Source organism: Acidovorax sp. SUPP3434, from assembly GCF_030159015.1.
In the GTDB taxonomy this organism is placed as follows: Bacteria; Pseudomonadota; Gammaproteobacteria; order Burkholderiales; family Burkholderiaceae_C; genus Paracidovorax.
Map to the genome: position 1 here is coordinate 235,290 of NZ_BQXL01000001.1, position 23,702 is coordinate 258,991.

Genomic DNA, 23,702 nt, shown 5'->3' on the forward strand with positions numbered 1-23,702 from the left:
GAATCGTGATGAAATGGTTCAAATATATATTGCTTGTTAGTTTTTTGAGCTTGGTGGCACAAGGGCCTGCACTAGCACGGTATATACAGGCCGATCCGATCGGGCTGGATGGTGGGTGGAATCGTTTTGTGTATGTGGATGCCGACCCATTGTCCGATTTCGATCCTGATGGGCTCGTTAGAAGATTTCGCGATCCACTCGATCTGATGCCGCTAGAAGGTAATGGGGGAGGTGTGGGTGGTAGCGGCGGAATGAGCGGTGGCCTCACCTCTAACGCAGCGCGTAGAGAGGTTATGACCCGAGCTGGCATACCCACTAGTCAACAACCTGTTTCACAGTCTAGAAATTCTTCAGGCAGAGAATATTCCTATGATGTGCCGTCACCGGGTGGCGGAACTCGAAGAATGTCTGTACAGCAACAAACTCTTGATAGAAGCCATATCAACCAGCATCACTGGGAAGGTGGTCAAGTAAAGATCGATTCATCTACTGGACAGGTCCGCTATAACAACTATGGTTGCCCCGCATTGACGAATAGTAAATTCAAAGTGGATTATTAATCATGTTATCAAATTCTGAAAAAATAAGAAAAAAAATATTCATTTCAAAATATCTTGAAATGCTTTCAAAAATTGTGGGAAAGCCCGTTTTTGAGAAAGATATAGGAAGCATCGCCGATGCGAAGAGGATCCGCGCCCACAGTCAAGTATTCGAAGGGATGTATTCGCAAAAAATTGAATTGAATTTTTCAATACATGAAGCCGATAGGATTAAAAATATATTTAGTTATTTGCGTGCGGTCAATATTTCAAGTGTGTATTTGTGGGTGGAAAATTCCATTGACTGTGGCCTCTTGAAAATAGATTCATTGGCGGATGTCAATGTGGAGTATTTATTGGGTTCTACGGATTGGGAAATAATGGGCCTTTTGTCGGAAGACATGAAAGACTACTTGTTGTTGGAGATCAACGAGTATAGTGATGGATTGAAATTTGGGTTGGACGTCAAGGGGGCTAATTGGAGTGCCATTGATTTCTCGTCTATACTGTAACTGCATGCTCGCCCTTCATTTTTTTCGCTGGCTGCATAAAATTACAGATAATTAAATGAAGATTTTAGAAGGCGAATTGGAAAATTTCCTACATGCTTTCTGTGAATCCAACGCGCATTTGACATTGGTTCAATATTTCCAAAGCTGCCGTACTGGTGTATCGATTTTCAAAATATTTGATCAGTCGAATAAACTGGCCTACAAAATTGCCAGAAGCGATGGTTGTATTTTGTTTTTTGATCCTGATGAGGAAGAGTTTGGGCTGGCCTATCAATCGAAAAATGAAATTGTTTGTGCAGAGTTGATCGGCGAGTTGATGTTCGCCATTCAGGAGATGGATCGTCGGCACGGAAGGAATATGAACCGGTCGTCGACTCAATGATGGAGAGCGTTCCATCGGTTGCCGCGGTCAGAGTGAAAATCCCATAAGACCGCTGTCCTTTTCCCCGCAGAGCGTCCCGTCACCGGGCTGCTGACGACCGTCAATGCACCGGCCGCCCCAGCCATTGGCTCGCCCTGGAGATCGCGTAATTCACCAGGCAGTACAGCGCCGCGACCACCAGGTACACCGGCACCAGCGAGTGGTAGTTGGCGATGAGCACCTTGGCGTTCTGCATGAGTTCGCCATAGGTGACGACGTAGCCGAAGGTGGTGTCCTTGACCACGATGACCAGTTGCGCGACCAGGGCCGGGACGATGTAGCGCAGCGCCTGGGGAAAGACGACGACGGAAAAGACCTGGACCTCGGTCAGCCCCAGGCTTCGCGCGGCATCGGTCTGGCCGCGGGGAACGGCGAGCACGCCCGCGCGGTACACCTCGGCCACGACGGCGGCGGTGCTCAGGCCCACGGGCAAGGTCAGCATCCAGTAGGTGCTGAGCTTGATCCCCGCCGACGGCAGCACCAGAAAGCACACGTAGATGAGCAGCAGCGTCGGCGTGCCACGCAGGAACTCGATGGCTGCGATGCTCGGCCAGCGCACGAGCCGCGACCGCGCCCGGCGGCCCACCATCAGCACGAGGCCGAGGGTCAGCGCAATGAGGGCGGCCATCGCCGCCGAGGCCAGCGTGCCGAGCAGGCCTTTGGCCAGGAAGGCCCAGGTGGTGGGCCACGCGAAGAATTTCCAATATCGCGCGTCGAGCTGCCCGGTGGCGTGAAACCGGTAGACGACCGCCGCCGCCAGCAGGAGCAGCAGGGCCGCGGCGGCGCCGCTCGCCACCCGGGCGAGGGTGCGGGCCCGGGGGCTCGGCGCGCCGAAAAGAATGTCTTCCAGAGGGCGGCTCATCGCAGGATCCGCACTTTCTTTTCCAGGGCGGCGCCGGCCCAGGCGATCAGCAGCCCGGTCGCCACGTACATGGCGGCGGCCACCGCGAACGCGGCCATGCCGGCCGCGGAGTCGTTGGCGATCTTGGACACGAGCGTGGTGAGTTCCCGGCCCGGGAACGGCACCTGCGAGGCCAGCGAGGTGGACAGCATCAGGGCGATGAGCAGCGAGGTCATCGGTTGCACCACCGCGCGCAGCGCCTGCGGCAGCACGATCGCGGAGATGACGCGCATCGGCCGCATGCCCAGGCTGAGGGCGGCCTCGACCTGGCCGCCGGCGACGGTGTTGATGCCCGAGCGCAGGTAGTCCGCGGTGAACGCGGAGCAGACCAGTGTCAACGTCAGGATGACGGCGGGCTCATAGTCGAACAGCACGTTCAGGTCGGGCAGCGCGAACACGATGAAGATCAGCAGAGCGACGCTGGGAATGTTGCGAAAGATCTCGACGTACACGGTCAGGACGGAGCGCAGCGGCGGCAGCGGCAAAAGGCGAAGCACGGTCACGGCCGTGCCCAGCAGGAAGCCCGGCACGAACGACAGGACCGTGAGCTTCCACGTCAGCAAAAGGGCCTGCCCGAAGGCAGGCCCGTGGTCGGCCAGGAGCCGGGAAACCTCGCCCATCGGGGGTCAGGGCAGGGCAGGGGGCGTCGGCACGGCGGTGCTGCCGGTGCGCTGTCCGATGGAAATGGTCCAGAGCTTGGCCCAGGTGCCGTCGGCTTCGATTTTCTTGAGGAAGGCATTGACGAAGGCCACACCGTCCGAGCCCTTGGGCAGTCCGATGCCGTAGGGATCTTGCGCACCGAAGGGGGCGCCGGCCAGTTTGGCGTCGCCGGTTCCCAGGCTCAGGGCGTTGAGCAGCAGCGTGTGGTCGGTCACGTAGGCATCCACGCGTCCCTGGCGCAGGGCGTCCAGGGCTTCCTGGTGGGTCTGAAACTCTTGCACGGCCGCCTTGGGCGCGTACTGCGCCAGGATCGCGGGGCCCGTGGAGCCCGCCTGCGTGGCGACCTTCTTGCCGGCCAGGTCGTCGTGCGACTGGATGGTCTTGTTGTTCGCCTTGACCAGCACGCCGGCCTGCGAGGTGTAGTAGGGCCCGGCGAACGAGATCTTCTCGGCGCGGGCGGGCGTGATGGAATAGGTGGCGAACACCATGTCCACCTGACCGTTGATGAGCACCTGCTCGCGCGTGGCCGAGGTCACCTGCGTGAACTGGACCTTGGCCCCATCGCCCAGGATGTAGCGCGTGATGAGCTGGGCCAGGCCGGCGTCGAAGCCGCGCATCTTGCCGTCCTTCTCGTTGAGCAGCGAGAACAGGTTCGAGGTTTGCGTGCCGCCCAGGCGCAGGGTGCCGGCCTGCTTGATCTTGCTGGCCCAGGTGCTGGATGCGATGGTGGCCGCGTCAGCGACGGGGCCCTGCGCGACCAGCGCGTCGAACGCCGCGGTGTTGATGGGCGTGCCCTGTGCGAAAAGCGACCCGCCGGTGGCGATCGCCAGGGCCGCCACGGTGGATTTCAGAAGGGTTTTGATCGACATGCGTTCCTCTTGAATGGTGTGTTGCGTGAATCCGTGTATAGCACCAGTCGCCGGACTGCGGCGCCACGGGCGCGTGCCAGCGGCGAGCATAGCCCGACTCGCCCTCGACACGCTCCGCCAGCATGTATGCTATTTAATTGATAGCGATATGCCCTAGTAACTATTGTGCTGGAGGCCAATTTGGGTGCAAGTCCCGGTGGGGCTGGAATTGGCTTGCAGCCGAATGGGCGAGCACCGCGTCCACTTCCAACCGCTGCGGCGGCTCGAACGCCGTCACCTGCGGCAACGGCCCCCGCCACAGCGCCACCTCCACCCGGGCGCTCTGCGCCGCGCAGCCCTGCGACAGGCGGGAACTGCCGACATCGGGCGTGACCAGGTTGGGGTTGCCATGCTTGTCCAGGCTGCCGGCCACCTGCGGATCCAGCGGGTCGTACCAGGCGCCCGTGGCGATCTGCGCCACGCCGGGACGCAGGCCGTCGCTCAGCACTGCCCCGGCCAGGAAGGCGCCGTGGGCGTTGAACACGCGCACCACGTCGCCCCCGGCGATGCCGCGGCGCAGCGCGTCGGCACGGTTCAACGTGATCGGCTCGCGGCCCTGCACCTTGGTGGCGCGGCTCACGCGGCCGTGGTCGTACTGGCTGTGCAGCCTCGCCGCTGGCTGGTGCGACAGCAGGTGGATGGGCCAGGCGGATGCCTCGGGCGCGAACCACGTGGCCTGGCCCGGGCAATCGCCGTAGCCGAAGCGGTCGATGGTCTGCGAGAACAGCTCGATGCGCCCCGAGGGCGTGGGCAGCGGGTGCGCGGCCGGGTCTTGTCGAAAGCGTTCCAGCAGCACCACGGGTGCGGCGGGCCGGGGCAGTTCGAGGTGGCCGGCGCTCCAGAACGCGTCGAACGGGGGCAGTGCGATGCCAGCCGTTTCGGCGCGCGGGCGGGCGGCTTCATACAGGTGGCGCAGCCATTGCGCGGTGTCGCGCCCTTCGGTGTAGGCGGCCTCGAAGCCCAGCCGCGCGGCCAGCGCGCGGAAGATGGCGTAGTCGTCCTGGGCCTCGCCCACGGGCGCGATGGCCGCGCGCATGGCGATCATGCGTGGCTCGCTGCCGGCGCTGCCGATGTCGTCGCGCTCCAGCGAGGTGGTGGCGGGTAGCACGATGTCGGAGTATTTGGCCTGCGCCGTCCAAACCTGTTCGTGCGTCACGATGGTCTCGGGCCGTTGCCAGGCCTCGATGGTGCGGTTCAGGTCCTGGTGGTGGTGGAACACGTTGCCGCCGGCCCAGTACAGCAGGCGGGCATGGGGGTAGCGGCGGCGTTCGCCGTTGTAATCGAAGGGCTCGCCGGGCTGCAGCAGCATGTCGGCGATGCGCGCCACGGGGATGAAGGCGCCCACGGGGTTGTGCCCCTGCGGCAGGCGCGCGCCCGAGAAGCTGCCGTGCCCGCTGCCGATGTAGTTCATGCAGCCGTACCCCAGGCCGAAGCCGCCGCCGGGCAGCCCGATCTGGCCCAGCAGCGCGGCCAGGGTGACGGCCATCCAGAACGGTTGCTCGCCGTGCCGCGCGCGCTGCAGCGAGTAGGTGCAGTTGACGAGGGTGCGCTGGCGGGCCATGCGCCGCGCCAGCGCCACGATGCGCTCGGCGGGAATGCCGGTGTGCGCGGCGGCCCACTCGGGTGTCTTGGCGGTGCCGTCGGCACCGTGGCCCAGCAGGGCGTCGCGCACGCGGTCGAAGCCCACGGTGTAGCGCGCGCAGAAGGCGCCGTCGTGCAGGCCTTCGGTGACCAGCACGTGGGCCAGGCCCATCATCAGCGCGGTATCGGTGCCGGGGCGGATCGGCAGCCACTCGGCCCCGGGCACGGCCGCCAGGTCGTCGCGCGCCGGGCTGATGTTGACGAAGGCCGTGCGCCCGCCCGCGGCCATGCGGGCCAGGGCCGGCGCCGCGCCGTGGTCGCTCGCGCCGCCGGGGCTCACCTGCGTGTTGCGCACGGGCAGGCCGCCGAAGGCCACGAACAGCTCGCAGTGCTGCGCCAGCACGTCCCACGCGGTGTGGTGCTGCAGCAGCGCGTCCATGCCATCGACGATGTGCGGCAGCAGCACGCGGCCGGCGCCCAGGCTGTAGCTGTCCTTGCTGGCGATGTAGCCGCCGAAGCCGTTCAGAAAACGGTGCAGCTGGCTCTGCGCGTGGTGAAAGCGCCCCGCGCTCGACCAGCCGTAGCTGCCGCCGAAGAGGGCCTCGTTGCCGTGGGCCGCGCGCACACGGCGCAGTTCGCCGGCCACCAGGTCCAGCGCCTCGTCCCAGGGCAGCTCGACGAAGGGCTCGCGCCCGCGCAGGTGGCCGCTCGCGTGGCGCGTGGCGGGGTCCAAAAAGCTGCGGCGCACGGCGGGCCGGCGCACGCGGGTGGGCGAGTCGATGGCGCCGGGCAGGGACTGGCCGATGGGCGAGGGCGCGGCGTCCCATGGCGCAGGCGCCATGCCGGTGAGCCGGCCGCCTTCGACGATGGGCCGGTACACGCCCCAGTGCGTGGCGGTGAAGGCCGTGCCGGGGGCGGCGTGGGCCAGGGGAGCGGGTGCGGCAGCGGTCACAGCCGAGCCAGATAGTCCTTGACCTGCACCTTCTGCGGCAGGATCTTGCGCTGCGACAGCCAGTCGGCGGCGTTCTGGAATTTCTGGATGAAGGCCGCGTCGTTCACGCCGTGCACCTCCCAGCGGCGCTTGAGCTGCAGCAGCGAGGCGCGCACGGCGTCGCTGTAGTTGGCGTCCTGCTGGTAGAGCGCCTCGGCCTCGGCCGCGTTCTGCGTGGCCCATTGGGCTTCGGCGGCGTAGGCCGCGTTGACGGCGTGCACGATGGCGGTGTTCTCTTCGGCGAATTTCCGGTGGGTGACGTAGGAGTTGAAGTCGATCAGGAAGTCGAGGTCGCGCCCCTCGAAGAACACGTCGTGCGCCTTGTACTCGGTGCGGGCGATGTCCACGCCCGGGCTCCACATCGACCAGGCGTCGATCTTGCCCTGCGCGAAGGCGGGGCCGGCGTCGGGCGGGTTCAGGTACACGAACTTGACCTTGCTGCGGTCGATGCCGTGCTTTTCCAGGGCGGCCACGAGCAGGAATTCGCCCAGGCCCGAGCGGTTGACCGCCACCGACTTGCCCACCAGGTCCTGCACCTTGTCGATGCCCGAGCCGTCCTTGGCGATGATGGCCGTGCTGCGCGGCTCCACGATGGCGAACTGCGTGAACACCAGCGGCGAGCCCGCGATCATGGCCGCCAGCGCGGGCGTGGTGCTGCCGCCGAAACCGAAGTCGCTGCTGCCGCCCGTCACCGCCTGCAGCGACGGTGCGTGGTTGGGAAACGGGCCCACCCATTGCACCTTGATGGCGTCCTGGGCCAGGCGCTTTTCGAACGCGCCCCGCGTCTTGGCCAGGCCGGGCAGGCCGCCGCGGCCCCAGGCCAGGCGCACGGTGTCGGTGTTGCGCGCGGCCGGGTTGGCGGCGAAGGCCGGTGCCTGCAGCGCGGCCAGGCCGCCGGCCAGCAGGCCGGCCTGCAGGAAGCTGCGGCGGGAGGACGATGGGGCGTGGGGGGCGTCGAAAGCGTCGGTCGAAACGGCGGAGGTCATGGTGCGGGAGAAAGAAGAAGTCATTCGGGAAGCCATTCGGAAGGCGGGAATCGGTGCGGGGGCCTCAGGCCTCGGCGGCCACGCCCAGCTCGGCCAGCAGGGCCTCGCGCAGCGCCACGGCGTCGGGGTGGGTGCGCAGGGTCTGCGCCTCGGGCGGCACGGCGTGTTCGCCGGCGATGGCGCCTTCGCGCATTACCAGCACGCGGTCGGCCAGGGCGATGGCCTCGTCCACGTCGTGCGTCACGAGCAGCACGCCGGGCTGGTGGCGGCGCACCAGGGCCTTGACGAGGGCGTGCATGCGGATGCGGGTGAGGGCATCGAGCGCGGCGAATGGTTCGTCCAGCAGCAGCAGGCGCGGCTCGCGCACCAGGGCGCGGGCCAGGGCCACGCGCTGGGCCTGTCCGCCCGAGAGGTTGCGCGGCCAGTCGTGCAGCCGGTCGCCCAGGCCCACTTCGGCCAGGGCCTGCTGGGCCAGGGCTTGCGCGGTGTCGCCCTCCAGGCCCAGCGCCACGTTGCGCCACAGCGGCTCCCAGGGCAGCAGGCGGTGTTCCTGGAACACCACGGCCGGTTGCGGCGGGCCGTCGATGCGGCCGCCGTCGATGGTGTCCAGGCCGGCCAAGGCGCGCAGCAGCGTGGTCTTGCCGCAGCCGCTCTCGCCCAGGAGGGCGACGAACTCGCCGCGTGCGATGGCCAGATCGAGCCCGTCGATCACCGTGCGCTCGCCGTAGCGGCGGCGCAGGCCGTGCACGGCGACGGCGGTGGTGGGGGCGTGCGGCGCGCTCATCGGCCACCCCGCGCGGCGTAGTTGGGGTGCCACGACAGCAGCCGCCGCTCCAGCGCCCGTGCCACCGCGTCCGACGCCACGCCGATGGCGGCATAGACCACGATGGTGAGCACGATCACGTCGGTGCGCAAAAACTCGCGCGCGTCCATGGCCAGAAAGCCGATGCCGGCCTCGGTCGCGATGGTCTCGGCGATCACCAGCGCCAGCCAGGCGACGGCCAGCGCGTAGCGCACGCCCGTCAGGATGGAGGGCAGGGCGCCCGGCAGCACGATGCGGCGGATCAGCGCGGCGGTGGACAGGCCGTTGACCCGGCCCACCTCCACCAGCTTGGGGTCCACCTGCCGGATGCCCAGCACGGTGTTGATGTAGATGGGGAACATCACGCCCAGCGACACCAAAAAGATCTTGCCCGCCTCGTCCACGCCGAACCACACGATGACCAGCGGCAGCATGGCCAGGAACGGCACCGCGCGCACCATCTGCACGCTGCGGTCCAGCAGGGCCTCGGCCAGCCGCGAGAACCCCACCAGCGTGCCCACCGTGAAGCCGATGGTGCCGCCGATGGCGAAGCCCGTGGCCGCGCGCAGCAGGCTCACGCCCAGGTCGCTGATGAGCTGGCCCTGCAGCACCAGCTGCCACGCGGTCTGCGCCACGCGGCTGGGCGCGGGCAGCACCTGGGGAGACAGGGCGCCGGCGCGGGCGAACAGCTCCCACACCAGCACCAGGGCGAGCGGCGCCAGCCATGAAATCAGGGCCAGGCTGCGCGGGCTCCAGGGGCGTGGTGCCCGGCGCGCGGCGGCTTGCACGGGCAGGGCCTTGGAGGCCGCTGCGCCGCGCGCGGCCGGGGCGGCCGGCGCCGTGTGCTGCGTGGCGACGCGCGCCGCGGTGGGAAGGTGCTGTGTCCATTCGCTCATGGGAGGATCCTCTGCGTGCGGGAAAACGGCCGAGGCTACCGGCGCGCCCCGCACGGTGAAACGAAGGAAAACCGACGTGCATATGACGTTTGCGTGCGAGCCCCGCGCCGGCGGGTGTCCCAGAGCGGACACCGGTGGATACCAGGCCGCCGTGCAAGGCCCCTAGAATGGAAAAGCACGATCGTTCGCTAAAGAGCCGCCAAGGCCCGCAGCGTTGTCTTTTCAAACCCGAGGAACAAGCGCATGACCGCTGAGTACCAAGTCCACGGCGATGTGGCCGTGATCACGCTCGACAACCCCCCCGTCAATGGCCTGGGCCATGCCACCCGCCAGGGCGTGGCCGACGGGCTGGCGCGTGCCAACGCCGACGCGGCCGTCCGCGCCATCGTCATCACGGGCGCCGGTGGGGCGTTCTCCGGCGGGGCCGACATCAAGGAGTTCGGCACCGACAAGGCGCTGCAGGAGCCCAACCTGCAATCGGTGATCCTGGCGGTGGAGAACTCGGCCAAGCCCGTGGTGGCGGCCATCCATTCGGTGTGCATGGGCGGCGGGCTGGAGCTGGCGCTGGGGTGCCACTACCGCATCGCCGCGCCGGGCTGCAGCGTGGCTCTGCCCGAGGTCAAGCTGGGCCTGCTGCCCGGCGCCGGCGGCACGCAGCGCCTGCCGCGCGTGCTGGGCGTGGAGGCCGCGCTCAACATGATCGTGAGCGGCGAGACGGTCAAGAGCGAGCTGATCGGCTCCATCCCCGGCCAGAAGCTGTTCGACAAGCTGGTGGCCTCGCCCGAAGCGCTGGCTGCCGAGGCCCTGGCCTTTGCTAAGAGCGTGGCCGACGTGCGCCCCCTGCCGCTGGTGCGCAACCTGCCGTGCAAGCACCCCGAGGGCGATGCGTACTTCCAGTTCGCGCGCAACATGGTCAAGGGCATGGCCAAGAACTTCCCGGCGCCTGAAAAATGCGTGGACGCCGTCGAGGCCGCCACCAAGCGCAAGTTCGCCGATGGCATCGCCTACGAGCGCGAGCTGTTCATCAACCTGATGTGGACGCCCGAGTCCCGCGCGCTGCGCCACCTGTTCATGGCCGAGCGTGCCGCAAGCAAGATCTCCGACGTGCCCTCCAGCACCCCGAAGCGCGACATCCAGAAGGTCGGTGTGATCGGCGCCGGCACCATGGGCGGCGGCATCGCCATGAACTTCCTGAACGCCGGCATTCCCGTGACGATTCTGGAGACCAAGCAGGAGGCGCTGGACCGCGGCATCGCCACGATCAAGAAGAACTACGAGTCGCAGGTCAAGAAGGGCAAGCTCAAGGAAGACAAGTACCAGCAGCGCATGGGGCTGCTCGCCACCACGCTGGACTACGCCGACCTCAAGGACGCCGACCTCATCATCGAAGCGGTGTTCGAAGAGCTGGGCGTGAAGGAGACCGTGTTCAAGCAGCTCGATGCCGTGGCCAAGCCCGGTGCGATCCTGGCGTCCAACACCTCCACGCTGGACGTGGACAAGATCGCCGGCTTCACGAAGCGCCCGCAGGACGTGGTGGGCATGCACTTCTTCAGCCCTGCCAACGTGATGAAGCTGCTGGAAGTGGTGCGCGGCCAGGCCACGGCCAAGGACGTGCTGGCCACGGTGATGGCCCTGGCCAAGAAGATCAAGAAGACCGCCGTGGTCTCGGGCGTGTGCGACGGCTTCATCGGCAACCGCATGATCGAGCAGTACAGCCGCCAGGCGGGCTTCCTGATCGAGGAGGGCGCCACGCCGCAGCAGGTGGACAAGGCGGTGGAGAAGTTCGGCTTCGCCATGGGCCCGTTCCGCATGGGCGACCTGGCCGGCAACGACATCGGCTGGGCGATCCGCAAGCGCCGCTACCAGGAAAAGCCGGACATGAAGTACAGCAAGACCGCTGACCTGCTGTGCGAGATGGGCCGCTACGGCCAGAAGACCGGCGCGGGTTGGTACGACTACCAGGCCGGCAAGCGCGATGCGATCCCGAGCGAGGTGGTCAACCGCATGATCGAGGACCACCGCAAGAGCCTGGGCATCACGCCGCGCAAGATCTCGGACGAAGAGATCGTGCAGCGCCTGGTGTTCTCGCTGGTGAACGAAGGCGCGCACATCCTGGAGGACGGCATCGCCGGCAAGTCGGGCGACATCGACATGGTGTACCTCACCGGCTACGGCTTTCCGATCCACCGCGGCGGCCCCATGCACTACGCCAACGAGGTGGGCCTGTTCAACGTGGTGCAGGCCATGAAGCGCTTCGCGCAGAACCCGCTGGACGACGCGAAGTTCTGGGAGCCCGCGCCGCTGCTGGCCCGGCTCGCCGCGGAAGGCAAGGCCTTCTCCTGACCCGACCGACCGCACCGCACGTGTCCCCCCGAATCCCAAGGAATTGCACATGACCTCCGCAGTGATCGTTTCCACCGCCCGCACGCCGCTCGCCAAGAGCTGGAAGGGCTCGTTCAACATGACCCACGGCGCCACGCTGGGCGGCCATGCCGTGCAGCACGCCATCGCGCGCGCCGGCATCGACGGCGCGCAAGTGGAAGACGTCATCATGGGTTGCGCCAACCCCGAGGGCGCCACCGGCGCCAACATCGCGCGCCAGATCGCGCTGCGCGCCGGCCTGCCGGTCAGCGTGTCGGGCGTGACGGTGAACCGCTTTTGCTCGTCGGGCCTGCAGACCATCGCCCTGGCGGCGCAGCGCATCATCGCCGGCGAGGCCGACGTGTATGTGGCCGGCGGCGTGGAGAGCATCTCCTGCGTGCAGCAGGAGATGAACCTGCACATGCTGCGCGACCTGGCACTGGCCAAGGCCAAGCCCGAGATCTACTGGAGCATGCTGGAGACCGCCGAGCAGGTCGCCAAGCGCTATGGCATCGGCCGCGACGCCATGGACGAATACGGCGCCGCCAGCCAGCAAAAGGCCTGCGCCGCGCAGGCCGCGGGCTTGTTCGACGACGAGATCGCCCCCATCACCGTGACGGCCGGCGTGGCCGACAAGGTGCGCGGCCTCATCACCCAGCAAGTCACAGTCAGCAAGGACGAAGGCACGCGCGAAGGCACCACCAAGGAAGGCATCAGCGGCATCCGCCCGGCCATGCCCGGCGGCGTGATCTCGGCCGGCAATGCCAGCCAGTTCTCCGACGGTGCCGGCGCCTGCGTGCTGGTGAGCGAGGACTACGCCAGCCGCGAGGGCCTGAAGCCCCTGGGCCGCTTCCTGGGCTTCGCGGTGGCGGGCTGCGAGCCCGACGAGATGGGTATCGGCCCCGTGTTCGCCGTGCCCAAGGTGCTCAAGAAGCTGGGCCTCACGGTGAACGACATCGACCTGTGGGAGCTGAACGAGGCCTTCGCCGTGCAGGTGCTGTACTGCCGCGACAAGCTGGGCATTCCCGCCGACCGCCTGAACGTGAACGGCGGCGCCATCGCCCTGGGCCACCCCTACGGCGTGAGCGGCCAGCGCCTCACGGGCCATGCGCTCATCGAAGGCAAGCGCCGCGGCGCCAAGCGCGTGGCGGTGACCATGTGCATCGGCGGCGGCATGGGCGCGGCCGGCATCTTCGAAGTGCTGTAACCGCAAGGGGTACGCCCATGGCCGCGCCACCCGTCACCATGCCGCCCGAGGCCTTCCTGGCCATGGGCCGCGAGGTGCTGGCGGCGCAGCCCTTCAGCGTGCTGCTGGGTGCCGAACTGCATGCGTTCGCCCCGGGCGGGTGCGAGCTGCACCTGCCCATCACCGAGCAGATCCGCCAGCAGCACGGCTTCGTGCACGGCGGGGCGGTGAGCTACCTGGCCGACAACGCGCTCACCTACGCGGGTGGCTCGGCGCTGCGGGTGCCGGTGGTCACCTCGGAGTTCAAGATCAACTACGTGCGGCCCGCCGTGGGCGAGCGCCTGGTGGCGCGCGCCCAGGCCGTGCATGCCGGGACGTCGCAGGCGGTCTGCCGCTGCGACGTGTTCGCGGTGCAGGGCGGGGTGGAAAAGCTCTGCGCCATCGCCCAGGGCACCATCGTGGCCCTGCCGACGCATGCCGCGCCTTCGCCGCCGGCCCCGGCCGGCTGAACGCCGGTGGTGGTTGTTTGCTATTGTTTTTGTAGCTGTATGCCGCCGCATTCATTGCGGTGAAGCCTTATTCGATGCCCCATCATGAGCCTGCGCACCACGGTTGATTTCTTGCTCTACGACTGGCTGGACGCTCCCGCGCTGCAGGCGCGCGAGCGCTTTGCCGACCATTCGCGCGAAACCTTCGATGCGGTGCTGGACACCTGCGAGCGCATCGCCCGCGAAAAATACGCGCCGTTCAACCGCCTGGTGGACACCGAGGAGCCGCGCTTCGACGGCGAGAAGGTGATCCTGCCGCAGGCCACTCACGAGGCGCGCCGCGCCTATGCCGAATCGGGCCTGCTGGGCGCCGCGCAGGACTACGAGCTGGGCGGCATGCAGCTGCCCTACACGGTGGAGGCGGCGGCCAACAGCTTCTTCGCCGCGGCGTCGGTCAGCATCGGCTCCAACCTGCTCACCTCGGGCAACGCCAACCTGCTGATGGCGCACGGCACGCCGGCGCAGCAGCAGGTGTTCGCGCACAACGAATTCAACGGCCGCTGGGCCGGCACCATGTGCCTGTCGGAGCCGCAGGCGGGCTCGTCCCTCTCGGACGTGGCCACGCGCGCCGTGCCGGACGCGGACGGCGATGGTGGCGGCGATGCCTGGCAGCAGGACGCGCTGGGCCCGCGCTACCGCCTCACCGGCAACAAGATGTGGATCTCCTCCGGCGACCACGAGCTGACCGAGAACATCGTGCACCTGGTGCTGGCCAAGATCCCCGGGCCGGACGGCAAGCTGGTGCCGGGTACGCGGGGCATCTCGCTGTTCATCGTGCCCAAGCGGCTCGTCGATGCACAGGGACAGCTCACGGGCGTGCGCAACGATGTGGCGCTGGCGGGGCTCAACCACAAGCTGGGCTGGCGCGGCACGACGAACACGCTGCTCAACTTCGGCGAGGGGCGCTACCCCGTCGAGGGGCGCGCGGGCGCCATCGGCTACTTGGTGGGGCAGCCGGGCGAAGGCCTGAAGTGCATGTTCCACATGATGAACGAGGCGCGCATCGCCATCGGCATGGCCGCGACCATGCTGGGCCTGGCCGGCTACCACGCCAGCCTGGACTATGCGAAGAACCGGCCGCAGGGACGTCTGCTGGGCAAGGCCGGCAAGGACGCGAGCGCCCCCCAGGTGCGCCTGATCGAGCATGCCGACATCAAGCGCATGCTGCTGGCGCAAAAGAGCTACGGCGAGGGCGCGCTGGCGCTCAACCTGTATTGCGCGCGCCTGGTGGACGAGCAGCACACCGGCACCTCGCCCGACGCCGACGAGGCGCGGCTGCTGCTGGAGGTGCTGACGCCGATTGCCAAGAGCTGGCCCAGCGAGTGGTGCCTGGAGGCCAATTCGCTCGCCATCCAGATCCACGGCGGCTACGGCTACACGCGCGACTTTCCCGTGGAGCAGTACTGGCGCGACAACCGGCTGAACATGATCCACGAGGGCACGCACGGCATCCAGGCGCTGGACCTGCTGGGCCGCAAGGTGCTGATGGAAAACGGCCGGGGCCTGCAGCTGCTGGCCGCGCGCATCAACGCCACCGTGGAGCAGGCCATCCAGCAGCCCGCGCTGGCGGCGCACGCCAACGCGCTGGCCCAGGCGCTGCAGCAGGTGGGCGCGGCCACCAAGGCCGCCTGGGCGACGGGCGAGCCCACCGAGGCGCTCGCCAACGCCGTGCCCTACATGCAGGCCTTCGGCCACACGGTGCTGGCCTGGGTGTGGCTGGACGTGGCCCTGGCCACGCTGCGCGCCGATGCCGCGCAGGCCGCGCCAGCGAGCGTGGGCCGCCTGGGCGCGGCGCGCTACTTCTTTCATTACGAGCTGCCCAAGATCGGCGCCTGGCTGAACGTGGTGCGCACGCGCGACGGCACCTGCGCCAGCCTGCCGGAAGACGCGTTCTGACCGTGCCCGGCCATCGCTCCCGGGACACCGCCGGGGCCCGGTCCGCAGCACAATGCACCGGCGCCGCGCGGATCGGGCAACGTTCAGGCAGGCCGCGCCGACCCCCCATCACCACCAACGAGGAGACCCCGACATGACCCGCACCATCCAACAACTGTTCGACCTCTCCGGCAAGACCGCGCTGGTCACCGGCGGCTCGCGCGGGCTGGGGCTGCAGCTGGCGCAGGCGCTGGGCGAGGCCGGCGCGCGCATCGTGCTCAGCTCGCGCAAGGCGTCCGACCTGGAGGAGGCCACGGCCACCTTGCAGCAGGCCGGCGTCGACACGCGCTGGATTGCCGCCGACTGCGCGCAGGAGACCGACATCCGCCGCCTGGCCGACGAGACGCTGCAGCGCGTGGGCGATGTGGACATCCTCGTCAACAACGCCGGCGCCGCCTGGGGCGCCCCGGCCGAGGACCACCCGGTGGAGGCCTGGGACAAGGTGATGAACCTGAACGTGCGCGGCTACTTCATCCTGAGCCAGCAGATCGCCAAGCGCAGCATGATCGGGCGACGCAGCGGCAGCATCATCAATGTGGCCTCCATCGCCGGCCTGGGCGGCAACCCCAGCGGCATGAACACCATCGCTTACAACACCTCCAAGGGCGCCGTGATCAACTTCACCCGTGCGCTGGCCGCCGAGTGGGGCAAGTACAACCTTCGCGTGAACGCCATCTGCCCCGGCTTCTTCCCGAGCCGGATGACGGTGGGCACCCTGAAGGCCATGGGCGAGGAAAAGCTCGCCAACCATGCGCCGCTCGGACGGCTGGGCGACGACGAAGACCTGAAGGGCCTGTGCGTGCTGTATGCCAGCGATGCCGGCAAGCACATCACCGGCCAGTGGCTGGCCGTGGACGGCGGCGTAAGCATCGTCACCGGAGGCTGAGCTTCCGCGTCTGGATGACTTTGCCTGCGGCGGGCCACGCGGTGGCTATGCTCGTCGCTTCCCTCAATTCCTGGAGTGCCCTGTGCTGAGTTTTGGTGTCGAAATTCCTTTTGTCGATGAGCTGGGCTTCACGCTGCACCACATGAAGGGCGGCGCGTCCGAGCTGCACTATGAAGCGCGGCCGGAGCACATGAACTCGTTCGACGTCACGCACGGCGGCGCCTCCATGACGCTGCTGGACGTGGCCATGGCCACGGCGGCACGCAGCGATACGCCCGACTTCGGGGTCGTCACCATCGAGATGAAGACCAGCTTCATGCAGCCCGCGCGCGGCCCGCTGGTGGCGCGGGGGCGGCTCATCCACCGCACCGTGTCCATGGCCTTCACCGAAGGCACGGTCACCGATGCGGAAGGCCGCGTGTGCTGCCATGCCACCGGCACCTTCAAGTACGTGCGGCGCAAGCCCGCTACGCCCGGCGCGCCCGAAGGCGCGGGCGCCACGGAGGGCGCACTGCCCACCGATTGACCCACCCGCCGCCAGCCCGCCAGGGTTCCGAGCCCTATCGCCTGCCAGCGCAATGAAAACGCCGGCATGCTGCTATCAAAAAAATAGTCAACCTAAGGAGTCCAACATGCCCAGCAACGAACAGATCCTGCTCGACAACCGCCCCCAGGGCGAAGCCGCCACCAGCAACTTCAAGCGGGTGACCACCGACACGCCGGCCCTGAAGGACGGCGAGGTGCTGGTGCGCCACCACTACCTCAGCCTGGACCCGTACATGCGCGGCCGCATGAACGACAGCAAGAGCTACGCGGCCAGCCAGCCGCTGGGCGAGGTGATGATCGGCGGCACGGTGGGCGAGGTGGCGGAAAGCCGCCACCCGAAGTTCGCCGTGGGCGACAAGGTCGTCGGCATGGGCGGCTGGCAGCAGTACAGCGTGGTCGACGGCAACGCCCCTGGCATGCTGCGCAAGGTCGATACCACCCACGTGCCGCTGTCGCACTACCTGGGTGCCGTGGGCATGCCGGGCGTGACCGCCTGGTACGGCCTGGTGAAGATCATCGCGCCCAAGGCCGGTGAAACGGTGGTGGTGAGCGCGGCCACCGGCGCGGTGGGCAGTGCCTTCGCCGCGCTGGCCAAGGCCCGCGGCTGCCGCGTGGTCGGCATTGCCGGCGGCCCCGAAAAGTGCAAGTACGCGACCGAGGAACTGGGCTTCGACGCCTGCATCGACCACCGCGAGCACGGCGACCTCAAGGCCATGTCCAAGGCCTTGAAGGAAGCCTGCCCGGACGGCATCGACGGCCACTTCGAGAACGTGGGCGGCTACATCCTCGACGCCGTGCTGCTGCGCGCCAACGCCTTCGCCCGCGTGGCCGTGTGCGGCATGATTGCCGGCTACGACGGCCAGCCGCTGCCGCTGCAGAACCCCGCGCTGATCCTGGTGAACCGCATGAAGATCGAAGGCTTCATCGTGAGCGAGCACATGGAAATCTGGCCCGAGGCGCTCAAGGAACTGGGCACGCTGGTCGGCTCCGGCAAACTGCGCCCGCGCGAGACCATCGCCGAGGGCCTGGCCGCGGCGCCCGAGGCCTTCCTGGGCCTGCTCAAGGGCAAGAACTTCGGCAAGCAGCTCGTCAAGCTCGTCTGACGATGGCGCTGCACTGGACCTGGGCCCGCTTCGACGACATGGGCGTGCACGCGCTGCACGATGCGCTGGCGCTGCGCTGCCGCGTGTTCATCCTGGAGCAGGGCCCCTACCAAGACCCCGACGAAGCCGACAAGACCGCCTGGCACCTGCTGGGCCGCGGCGGCGCGGGCGACCTGCAGGCCTACCTGCGGCTGACCGATCCGGGCGTGAACTACGTGGAGCCCTCCATCGGCCGCGTGGTGGTCGCGCCCGAGGCACGGGGCACCGGCATGGGCTGGGCCCTGGTGCGCGAGGGCCTGGCGCGCGCGCAGGCCACCTGGCCGGACCGTGCGGTGCGCATCAGCGCGCAGGCGCATCTGCAGCGCTTCTACGGCGAGATGGGCTTCGTGGCCGTCTCGGCGGAGTACCTCGAAGACAACATCCCCCACATCGAAATGCTGTGGAGCCCCGCCTGAGGGCCCGGCGGCCCGCACGCAGCAGCAGCAGCCACTGGCCAGGAGATCGTTCATGTCCGCGCTGATCCTTCACCACTACCCCTCGTCGCCGTTCTCCGAAAAGATCCGCGCGGTGCTGGGCTTCAAGCAACTGGCCTGGAAGTCGGTCATCGTGCCCAGCGTCGCGCCCAAGCCCGACGTGCTGGCGCTCACGGGCGGCTACCGCCGCACGCCCTTCCTGCAGGTGGGGGCCGACATCTACTGCGACACCGCGCTGATCTGCGACGTGCTGGAGCACGCCCAGCCCGAGCCGGTGCTGTACCCGCCGCACCTCAAGGGCGTCTCGCGGGTGTTCGCGCAGTGGGCCGACACCACGCTGTTCTGGGCCGCCATGGCCTACAACCTGCAGCCGCGCGGCGCGGCCGTGCTGTTCGCCAACCTGCCGCCCGCGGCCGCCCAGGCCTTCGGCGAGGACCGCAAAGCCATGAGCGCCGGCATGAACCGCCTGCGCCCGCACGATGCCACGGCGGCCTACCGCTCCTACCTGCGCCGCATCGCACACATGGCCGAGGAGCATGAGTTCCTGTTCGGCGCCGAGCCGTGCGTGGCCGACTTCGCCGCCTACCACCCGCTGTGGTTCACGCGCACCTGCGTGCCGGTGATGGCCGAGATTTTTGCCGCCACGCCGGCGGTCACCGAGTGGATGGACCGCATCGCCGCCCTGGGCCACGGCCGCATGGAGAAATTCAACGCGCAGGACGCGATCGCCGTGGCCGCGGCGGCCGAGCCCCTGCCGCTGCCGGCCGAGCCGTTCCAGGACGAGCACGGCATTCCCCTGGGCAGCGCCGTCACCATCGCCGCCGAGACCTTCGGCACCGAGCCGACCGAGGGCACGCTCGTGGCGGCCACGCGCACGCGCTACACGCTGGCCCGCACCGACGCGCGGGCGGGGGCGCTGCACGTGCATTTCCCACGCATCGGCTACGTACTCAAGAAAACGGAGACATCGGCATGATCGAATCGTTCCAGGGCAAGACGGCGGTACTGACCGGCGCGGGATCGGGCTTCGGCCTCGAATGCGCGCGCATCGGCGCACAGCGGGGCATGAACCTCGTGCTGGTGGACGTGCAGCAGGACGCGCTCGATGCCGCCGCGGCCGAGCTGCAGGCCGCAGGCGCCGCCGTGCTGGCCCGGCGCGTGGACGTGGCCGACGCCGCGCAGATGGCGCAGTTGGCCGCCGACGTGCAGCAGCGCTTCGGCGCGCCGCACCTCGTGTTCAACAACGCAGGCGTGGGTGCGGGCGGACTGATCTGGGAAAGCAGCGTTCAGGACTGGGACTGGGTGATGGGCGTGAACCTGATGGGCGTGGTGCACGGCGTGCGCCTGTTCACGCCCATGATGCTGGCCGCCGCGGCGCAGGACCCGCAGTGGCGCGGCCACATCGTCAACACGGCCAGCATGGCCGGCCTGCTCAACGCGCCCAACATGGGCATCTACAACGTGAGCAAGCACGCGGTGGTGAGCCTGTCCGAAACGCTGTACCAGGACCTGGCCCTCGTCACCGACCAGATCGGCGCCAGCGTGCTGTGCCCTTACTTCGTGCCCACGGGCATCACCCGCAGCGAACGCAACCGCCCGGATGTGGCGACCGCGGCGCAGCCCACCAAGAGCCAGCTGATCGGCCAGGCCATGACCGACAAGGCTGTCAGCAGCGGCAAGGTGACGGCGGCCGAGGTGGCCCAGCGCGTGTTCGACGCGGTGGGTGCCGGGCAGTTCTACATCTTCAGCCACCCGCAGGCGCTGGGCAACGTGCAAAGCCGCATGGAGAACATCGTGCGGATGGAGAACCCGCCCGATCCGTTCCTGGCCCGGCCGGACATCGGCCAGCGGCTGCGCGAACAGCTGCGGGGATGAGCCGCCGCGGGCCTGCCGGCACGTGCGGATCGGCAGGCGAGGGCGGCGCTGGCGGCAGAGGCGCTTTGGATGAAACAGGCCGCCAGCACAGATTCCACTAGGGCATTCTGCTATCGATTAAATAGCAATCGCGCTCAGCGTGGTGCCAGGCGGATCGCGCCGTCCAGGCGGATCACCTCGCCGTTGAGCATGTCGTTCTCGAAAATGTGCTGCACCAGGCGCGCATAGTCTTCGGGCGTGCCCAGGCGGCTCGGGAAGGGCACGCCCGCGGCCAGCGCGTCCTGCACTTCCTGCGGCATGCCGAACAGCATGGGCGTGCCGAAGATGCCGGGCGCGATGGTCATGTTGCGGATGCCGTTGCGCGCCAGGTCGCGCGCGATCGGCAGCGTCATGCCCACGATGCCGCCCTTCGATGCGGCATAGGCCGCCTGGCCGATCTGCCCGTCGTAGGCCGCCACGCTGGCCGTGGAGATGAGCACGCCGCGCTCGCCGGTGGCCTCCGCCTCGTTCCTGGCCATGGCATCGGCAGCCAGGCGGATCATGTTGAAGCTGCCGATCAGGTTCACGGTGACCGCCTTGGCGAACAGGGGCAGGGCGTGCGCGCCGTTCTTGCCCACGGTCTTCTCGGCCGGGGCGATGCCCGCGCAGTTGACCAGGCCCATCAGCTTGCCCAGGGAGACGGCCTTCGCCACCACGGCCTGTCCATCGGCTTCCTGGCTCACGTCGCACTTCACGAAGGCGCCGCCGATGTCGCGGGCGACCGCTTCGCCCCGGTCCGCCTGCAGGTCGGCGATGACGATCTTGCCGCCCTGCGCAGCCAGCCGGCGTGCCGTGCCTTCGCCCAACCCCGACGCGCCGCCGGTGACGATGAATACCTTGCCTTGGATTTCCATGGGGGATGTCTCCTCGATATGACGTTAACGTAAACGTCAATTATGGCCGAAGCCGCGGGCGTGAAAAAGCCCGGCATGCCGGGCTCTTGGTGCAAGGAAAGGACGGTGCGTGGCTTACTGGAAGTTCACGCGGTCCAGCATCTGCTGCACTTTGGTCATGTGCTCGCCCACCGCGCTGATCGGGATGGTCTCGCTCTTGAAGGGCTTGCCGTCCGTCATGGCTTTCAGGGCCGGATTGCCCGGGTCCACGCCCTTGGCGGCGGGCCATTCGTTGTTGCCGTTGGCGAAGTAGTTCTGCGCCTCGGGGCTGGCCAGGTATTCCAGGAACTTGACCGCGTTGGCCTGGTTCTTGGTGTTGCGCGCCACGGCGCCACCGGCGATGTTCATGTGCGTGCCCCACGACTGCTGGTTGGGGAACACCACCGACACCTTGCTGGCGATGGTTTTGTCCTCGGGCTTTTCCGAACGCAGGATGCGGGCCAGGTAGTAGCTGTTGGTCACGGCGATGTCGCACTCGCCGGACGCCACGGCCTTGATCTGGTCGGTGTCGCCGCCCTTCGGAGGACGCGCCAGGTTGCCGGCCACGCCCTTGAGCCAGGCCTCGGCCTTCTGCTCGCCCATGTGCTCGGTCACGGCGCCGAACAGGCTCAGGTTGTAGGGGTGCGAGCCGGAGCGGATGCAGATCTTGCCCTTGTTCTTCGGGTCGCCCAGCTCTTCATAGGTGTCCACGTCTTCCTTGCTGACCTTGTCCTTGTTGTAGACGATCACGCGGGCGCGGGTGGACAGGCCGAACCAGGCGATGCCGCCGTCGGCCGCGGGCTTGGCGCGCAGGTTGGAGGGGATCGTGTCTTCCAGCACCTTGGAGCGGATGGGCAGGAACAGGCCATCGACCTCGCCGCGGTACAGGCGGGCGGCGTCCACCAGCAGGATCACGTCGGCCGGGGAGGCGGTGCCTTCGGCCTTCAGGCGGGCCATGATGCCGGCGTCGTCGGCGTCCACGCGGTTCACCTTGATGCCGGTGGCCTTGGTGAAGCCGGTGTACAGCGCTTCATCGGTGGCGTAGTGGCGGGCGGAGTACAGGTTGACGACCTGGTCCTGGGCGGAGGCGGCGCCAGCGGCGGCCAAAAGGCAGGCCGCCAAAACGGCTTTCATGGACTTCTGCATGGAGAGGGTCTCTTCTCTGGAGGTTGGAAACCGGGCGATGATAGGTCGAACGAGAATGATTCTTAAACAAGACCTGCTGAACCAGAGGTCTTATCGCGGTGGTCCCGCCCGGCCCGCGGCCACTCCAAGCGCCGCGCGCCCATAAAAAAAGCCCGGTCGCAAGACCGGGCTTGAATTGGATCCCTGAAACCCGGTTTCGAGAGATCCAAGGAGACAACGGGTTTTAGCGCTTGCGCTGCTGCACGGCGGCGGCCGACTTGGCGGCGGCGTTGGCAGCGGTGTTGGCCACGGCGTTGAAGTTGGCTTCAGCGACATCGCTGGCTTGCTTCACGGCCTTTTGAACGGATTCGAAGGCGTTGTTGGCGGCAGAGACGGCGCTCTTGAACACGGCCACGCTGGTTTCCGAACCGGCGGGTGCATTCTTGGCGGCGCTGTCCACCAGGTTGCTGAAGTTGCGCTGCACTTCGGACGCCTGGGCTTCGAACGTGCGGCCGAATTCGGCGCTGGTGCTCGAGGCGATGTCGTACAGGTGGCGGTTGTAGGCAGCGGTCTTTTCTGCCAGGGGCTGGAACAGGCTGGCTTGCAGGGACAGCAGTTCTTGCGCATCCTTGGCGCTCAGCACGGCTTGCGTGTGCGTGGCGACTTCGGCCAGGGCAGCGCGGGAGGCGGTGACGTTCAGTTCGACCAGCTTTTCGACGCCTTCGAATGCCTTGTTGGTCAGGCCGAACAGGGTTTCGAGGTGGGCCTTGTGGGATGCGATGAGTTGTTCCGGGGTCAGCGACATGGTGTATCTCCTATTGATGAGTCCTTGAGGGACGGATGGTTGAGACATCTGCGCTGTCGTGACCTGAGAGTCATGTTGCAGTGCAGCATGGGACGGATTCTAGGCGGTTGGGTTCAGGAATCAAGCGATTTTGCTGCGTTGCAACATGATTAGAGTGCATAACCAAAAATGCCCGTCGCCTGAGGCACATCAAAGGGGGCGCCTCCACTGGCAGAATTTGCCGCCATGAATGCACCCAACGTTTCCACGCCGTCCCGCCGCCTGCCGGAGCCGCGCTCCGCGTATTCCGTGTTCCGCACGATTACCACCCGATGGGCGGATAACGACGCGTACGGCCATGTCAATAATGTCGTGTATTACAGCTGGTTCGATACCGCGGTGAATGCCTATCTGATTGAGCGCGGTGCCCTGGATATCCATGCGGGCGAGACGATCGGCCTGGTGGTCGAAACCCAGTGCCATTATTTCGCGCCGCTCGCTTTTCCCCAGACGGTGGAGGCGGGCATCCGCGTGGCGCACGTGGGCCGCTCCAGCGTGCGCTACGAAGTCGGGCTGTTCGCCGAGGGCGCGCCCGAGTCGGCGGCGGGCGGGCACTTCGTGCACGTGTACGTCGGCCGCGAGGACCGCCGGCCCCGGGCCTTGCCGCAGGCGCTGCTGGACGCCCTCGCACCCCTGCGCATCGCAGTCGGCACCTGACCCGGCCCCTTCCATGAAAAAAGCACCGGAGCGCTCGCGCGATCGGTGCTTTCGG

At 67.4% G+C, this 23,702-nt stretch carries 24 protein-coding genes; 14 read left to right on the top strand and 10 right to left on the bottom strand.

Features of this window, described 5'->3' with window-relative positions:
• Positions 1 to 8 precede the first annotated feature (8 nt).
• The 3 genes from AVKW3434_RS01080 to AVKW3434_RS01090 are packed head-to-tail and all read left to right on the top strand — an operon-like array spanning position 9 to position 1,433.
• Positions 9 to 560, top strand: coding sequence for an RHS repeat-associated core domain-containing protein (locus AVKW3434_RS01080; protein WP_284403669.1), 552 nt, complete (start codon positions 9 to 11; stop codon positions 558 to 560).
• A 2-nt stretch (positions 561 to 562) separates the two neighbouring features.
• Positions 563 to 1,051, top strand: a complete 489-nt coding sequence (locus AVKW3434_RS01085) for a hypothetical protein (RefSeq protein WP_284403671.1) — start codon at positions 563 to 565, stop codon at positions 1,049 to 1,051.
• A gap of 55 nt (positions 1,052 to 1,106) precedes the next feature.
• A complete protein-coding gene (locus AVKW3434_RS01090) occupies positions 1,107 to 1,433 on the top strand; it encodes a hypothetical protein (protein WP_284403673.1) in 327 nt (108 codons plus the stop codon).
• Positions 1,434 to 1,533: 100 nt separating this feature from the next.
• Here the strand turns inward: AVKW3434_RS01090 and AVKW3434_RS01095 are convergent, their stop codons facing one another.
• The 7 genes from AVKW3434_RS01095 to AVKW3434_RS01125 all read right to left on the bottom strand — a co-directional run bounded on the left by AVKW3434_RS01095 (position 1,534) and on the right by AVKW3434_RS01125 (position 9,197).
• Positions 1,534 to 2,334, bottom strand: coding sequence for an amino acid ABC transporter permease (locus AVKW3434_RS01095; protein WP_284403675.1), 801 nt, complete (start codon positions 2,332 to 2,334; stop codon positions 1,534 to 1,536).
• Positions 2,331 to 2,993: an ABC transporter permease subunit gene (locus AVKW3434_RS01100; RefSeq protein ID WP_284403676.1), complete on the bottom strand. Its 663-nt coding sequence runs from the start codon at positions 2,991 to 2,993 to the stop codon at positions 2,331 to 2,333. Before AVKW3434_RS01100 ends, AVKW3434_RS01095 begins: the two co-directional genes overlap by 4 nt.
• 6 nt (positions 2,994 to 2,999) lie before the next feature.
• The gene (locus AVKW3434_RS01105) at positions 3,000 to 3,902 is read right to left on the bottom strand and encodes a glutamate ABC transporter substrate-binding protein (protein WP_284401109.1); all 903 of its coding nucleotides are present in this window, start codon (positions 3,900 to 3,902) and stop codon (positions 3,000 to 3,002) included.
• Positions 3,903 to 4,062: 160 nt separating this feature from the next.
• Complete coding sequence (locus tag AVKW3434_RS01110; RefSeq protein ID WP_284403678.1) at positions 4,063 to 6,474, bottom strand: molybdopterin-dependent oxidoreductase; 2,412 nt, start codon at positions 6,472 to 6,474, stop codon at positions 4,063 to 4,065.
• A complete protein-coding gene (locus AVKW3434_RS01115) occupies positions 6,471 to 7,499 on the bottom strand; it encodes an NrtA/SsuA/CpmA family ABC transporter substrate-binding protein (RefSeq protein ID WP_284403680.1) in 1,029 nt (342 codons plus the stop codon). Before AVKW3434_RS01115 ends, AVKW3434_RS01110 begins: the two co-directional genes overlap by 4 nt.
• A 64-nt stretch (positions 7,500 to 7,563) precedes the next feature.
• On the bottom strand, positions 7,564 to 8,283 hold the full coding sequence (locus tag AVKW3434_RS01120) for an ABC transporter ATP-binding protein (protein ID WP_284403682.1): 720 nt from the start codon (positions 8,281 to 8,283) through the stop codon (positions 7,564 to 7,566).
• Positions 8,280 to 9,197, bottom strand: a complete 918-nt coding sequence (locus tag AVKW3434_RS01125; RefSeq protein ID WP_284403684.1) for an ABC transporter permease subunit — start codon at positions 9,195 to 9,197, stop codon at positions 8,280 to 8,282. Before AVKW3434_RS01125 ends, AVKW3434_RS01120 begins: the two co-directional genes overlap by 4 nt.
• 243 nt (positions 9,198 to 9,440) lie before the next feature.
• On the opposite strand from AVKW3434_RS01125, the gene AVKW3434_RS01130 reads away from it, so the two are divergent.
• The 10 genes from AVKW3434_RS01130 to AVKW3434_RS01175 all read left to right on the top strand — a co-directional run bounded on the left by AVKW3434_RS01130 (position 9,441) and on the right by AVKW3434_RS01175 (position 20,110).
• Positions 9,441 to 11,540, top strand: a complete 2,100-nt coding sequence (locus AVKW3434_RS01130; protein WP_284403686.1) for a 3-hydroxyacyl-CoA dehydrogenase NAD-binding domain-containing protein — start codon at positions 9,441 to 9,443, stop codon at positions 11,538 to 11,540.
• 49 nt (positions 11,541 to 11,589) lie between these two features.
• On the top strand, positions 11,590 to 12,765 hold the full coding sequence (locus AVKW3434_RS01135) for an acetyl-CoA C-acyltransferase (protein ID WP_284403688.1): 1,176 nt from the start codon (positions 11,590 to 11,592) through the stop codon (positions 12,763 to 12,765).
• Positions 12,766 to 12,782: 17 nt separating this feature from the next.
• Entirely contained in the window at positions 12,783 to 13,253 is a 471-nt protein-coding gene (locus tag AVKW3434_RS01140) for a PaaI family thioesterase (RefSeq protein WP_284403690.1), read from the top strand.
• Between the two features lie 84 nt (positions 13,254 to 13,337).
• Positions 13,338 to 15,188 carry an acyl-CoA dehydrogenase gene (locus AVKW3434_RS01145; RefSeq protein WP_284403692.1) on the top strand — a complete coding sequence of 617 codons (1,851 nt, stop codon included), beginning with the start codon at positions 13,338 to 13,340 and terminating at the stop codon, positions 15,186 to 15,188.
• Positions 15,189 to 15,321: 133 nt separating this feature from the next.
• Complete coding sequence (locus AVKW3434_RS01150) at positions 15,322 to 16,113, top strand: SDR family oxidoreductase (RefSeq protein WP_284403694.1); 792 nt, start codon at positions 15,322 to 15,324, stop codon at positions 16,111 to 16,113.
• An 82-nt stretch (positions 16,114 to 16,195) separates the two neighbouring features.
• Positions 16,196 to 16,639: a PaaI family thioesterase gene (locus AVKW3434_RS01155; protein WP_284403696.1), complete on the top strand. Its 444-nt coding sequence runs from the start codon at positions 16,196 to 16,198 to the stop codon at positions 16,637 to 16,639.
• A gap of 106 nt (positions 16,640 to 16,745) precedes the next feature.
• On the top strand, positions 16,746 to 17,762 hold the full coding sequence (locus AVKW3434_RS01160) for an NADP-dependent oxidoreductase (protein ID WP_284403698.1): 1,017 nt from the start codon (positions 16,746 to 16,748) through the stop codon (positions 17,760 to 17,762).
• A gap of 2 nt (positions 17,763 to 17,764) precedes the next feature.
• Positions 17,765 to 18,217 carry a GNAT family N-acetyltransferase gene (locus AVKW3434_RS01165; protein ID WP_272568830.1) on the top strand — a complete coding sequence of 151 codons (453 nt, stop codon included), beginning with the start codon at positions 17,765 to 17,767 and terminating at the stop codon, positions 18,215 to 18,217.
• A 52-nt stretch (positions 18,218 to 18,269) separates the two neighbouring features.
• Complete coding sequence (locus AVKW3434_RS01170) at positions 18,270 to 19,211, top strand: glutathione S-transferase family protein (protein ID WP_284403699.1); 942 nt, start codon at positions 18,270 to 18,272, stop codon at positions 19,209 to 19,211.
• Positions 19,208 to 20,110 carry an SDR family oxidoreductase gene (locus AVKW3434_RS01175; RefSeq protein ID WP_284403701.1) on the top strand — a complete coding sequence of 301 codons (903 nt, stop codon included), beginning with the start codon at positions 19,208 to 19,210 and terminating at the stop codon, positions 20,108 to 20,110. The genes AVKW3434_RS01170 and AVKW3434_RS01175 overlap by 4 nt, the downstream gene beginning before the upstream one ends.
• A 134-nt stretch (positions 20,111 to 20,244) precedes the next feature.
• Here the strand turns inward: AVKW3434_RS01175 and AVKW3434_RS01180 are convergent, their stop codons facing one another.
• The 3 genes from AVKW3434_RS01180 to AVKW3434_RS01190 form a co-directional block, all read right to left on the bottom strand.
• Positions 20,245 to 21,003, bottom strand: a complete 759-nt coding sequence (locus AVKW3434_RS01180; RefSeq protein ID WP_284403703.1) for a 3-hydroxyacyl-CoA dehydrogenase — start codon at positions 21,001 to 21,003, stop codon at positions 20,245 to 20,247.
• A 114-nt stretch (positions 21,004 to 21,117) separates the two neighbouring features.
• Positions 21,118 to 22,167, bottom strand: coding sequence for an extracellular solute-binding protein (locus tag AVKW3434_RS01185; RefSeq protein ID WP_284403705.1), 1,050 nt, complete (start codon positions 22,165 to 22,167; stop codon positions 21,118 to 21,120).
• A 223-nt stretch (positions 22,168 to 22,390) separates the two neighbouring features.
• Positions 22,391 to 22,951, bottom strand: a complete 561-nt coding sequence (locus tag AVKW3434_RS01190; protein ID WP_272568836.1) for a phasin family protein — start codon at positions 22,949 to 22,951, stop codon at positions 22,391 to 22,393.
• A gap of 225 nt (positions 22,952 to 23,176) precedes the next feature.
• Here AVKW3434_RS01190 and AVKW3434_RS01195 point away from each other — a divergent pair, with 225 nt between their 5' ends.
• Positions 23,177 to 23,647 (top strand): acyl-CoA thioesterase, encoded by a 471-nt coding sequence (locus AVKW3434_RS01195; RefSeq protein WP_284403707.1) that lies wholly within the window; start codon positions 23,177 to 23,179, stop codon positions 23,645 to 23,647.
• The last annotated feature ends 55 nt before the right edge of the window (positions 23,648 to 23,702 follow it).